Here is a 1,952-nt window from a genome sequence, read left to right on the forward strand (position 1 = left end):
TTATGCCGAAATTAGCCGAGAAATGCTTTTATCAGGCAATTGGTCTGTACCTTACATGCTGGATATTCGCTATTTTGAAAAGCCAGTATTGGGATATTGTTATGCCGAAATTAGCCGAGAAATGCTTTTATCAGGCAATTGGTCTGTACCTTACATGCTGGATATTCGCTATTTTGAAAAGCCAGTATTGGGATATTGGTTAAACAGTATTGCACAATGGTTATTTGGGAGCGGTAATTTTTCTGTTCGTGTCGTCGTTGTGACTTCAACCTTACTTACCGGCTTATTTGTTTATCGTGCTGCTATGCTAGTTTGGCATAAGCGTACTTTAGCGTTTAATGCACTGGTGGTTTTTTTTATCCTCATTTCTTGTGTTAGCTATTGGTACCTACAATATTCTTGATCCTATCGTAACAATGTTTGTCACTATTGCGATGTATTACTTTTTAAGTGGATTATCTGCCCAAGATAAAAAGTCAAAAATTAGTGCTTATATTTTAGTCGGTGTTTTCTGTGGATTAGGTTTTTTAACTAAAGGTTTTATTGCTGTTGTATTACCTGCATTAGTATTTTTTGTAACCGCAATTAGTTTATCTCGTTTTAAAGAAGTCCTTTGTTATGCACCAATAGCGCTTATCTCTATGCTTATTATTGCGGGTCCATGGGTGATTTCAGTTGCACTTCAAGCTCCTGATTATTGGCACTACTTCTTTTGGATTGAGCATGTACAACGCTTTGTTGAAAAAGGAACGGCAAGATCACAACCTATGTGGTTTTATTTGCCTATTGTTATTTTCGGTATTTTACCTTGGTTAGGGTTCTTATTTGGGGCTCTTAAATCAGCAATTCTCTTGAAAAAGGGAACTCTTTATTTCTCGTTTTGGTTATTCCTATTTTTTGCTTTCTTTTCTGCCTCCAGCGGTAAGTTATTAACCTATATGTTACCTTGTTTTGTGCCACTTTCTATTTTGATTGCTCATTATAATGGAAAGAGCTAAAAAAACAAACAAAAATGAAAAAAACTCATAATATTAATGCGATTATCAATACGGTTTTTGGGCTTGTAGGTATCTCTATTATTGTTTACTCGCTTTTTTCTACACGATTTATGTTATATGAAACAACGGAAAAATATAAAGCATTGCTGGGTATTATGGGGTTCTTATGTTGGAGTGTGATGGGGATCGCGTCATTTTTTAAACCCACTCGTTTACTGACTTTATTTTGTTCGATAGGGTTAAGTCTAGTAATTGGGTATGCTATTCCTCATAAAGTAGAAAGTAGAAACACCCCAGAAAAGGTAATTAACCACTATTATAGTGAGCTTGCAGATAAACCTTATATTTTAACAGATGAAGTCGGGATCGGAACATCTTTAGCATGGAGTTTAAAACGCACTGATATTCGTTTAACAGAGACGAAAGGGGAGCTTGCTTATGGTTTGGCATATCCTGATGTGCAAAATAAATATTATGATCTTAAGCAGTTAGTTAACTTAATTGAAGAGAATAATTATCAAGGGATTGCGATTGTTTTAGTCCGACCAGAGACGAAAAGAAATATTATCTATTATCAGTCAATTAAAGAGAAAACCTATTGTTGAAAAACAGGGTGACTTAACATTTGTTTTCTTTAATTAAATGATTTTAAAGTACTATTTTTTAAAAGACTGTTATAAAAATAAAATAAATTTAACTCCAGCTTTAAAATGACATGGATTTGATTTTTTGTGTTGTTTTTATGTGATCAAAGCCTAAAAAATGGATTTTGTTGAGAAATATATTTTGCTCTTTTTAGTTTTAATGGTAGGTTTAAAATGTGTCCATTAAATCGGAGTTAGCTAAGCACTATATGACAAGTCACTTTACTTTATCAGAACCCCCGCCCAAACTAAATGTACTTATGAATGGGGGGTAATTTATGCTGATTTTCCTAACAGAATGTTTTATTAG

Annotated in this window: 2 protein-coding genes and 1 pseudogene; all 3 read left to right on the forward strand. The window is 33.6% G+C overall.

Going from position 1 to position 1,952, the window contains the following annotated elements; all coding sequences use genetic code 11:
- A pseudogene (locus BHE89_RS26110) lies at nucleotides 1-403 on the forward strand (hypothetical protein); the annotation flags it as partial.
- Nucleotides 372-998 carry a phospholipid carrier-dependent glycosyltransferase gene (locus BHE89_RS26115; protein ID WP_286146217.1) on the forward strand — a complete coding sequence of 209 codons (627 nt, stop codon included), beginning with the start codon at nucleotides 372-374 and terminating at the stop codon, nucleotides 996-998. The pseudogene BHE89_RS26110 and the gene BHE89_RS26115, both read left to right, overlap by 32 nt.
- A gap of 14 nt (nucleotides 999-1,012) precedes the next feature.
- On the forward strand, nucleotides 1,013-1,603 hold the full coding sequence (locus tag BHE89_RS26120) for a glycosyltransferase family protein (protein WP_286146218.1): 591 nt from the start codon (nucleotides 1,013-1,015) through the stop codon (nucleotides 1,601-1,603).
- Nucleotides 1,604-1,952 lie beyond the last annotated feature (349 nt).

The organism is Shigella sp. FC1967, assembly GCF_001743005.1.
Classification (GTDB): domain Bacteria; phylum Pseudomonadota; class Gammaproteobacteria; order Enterobacterales; family Enterobacteriaceae; genus Proteus.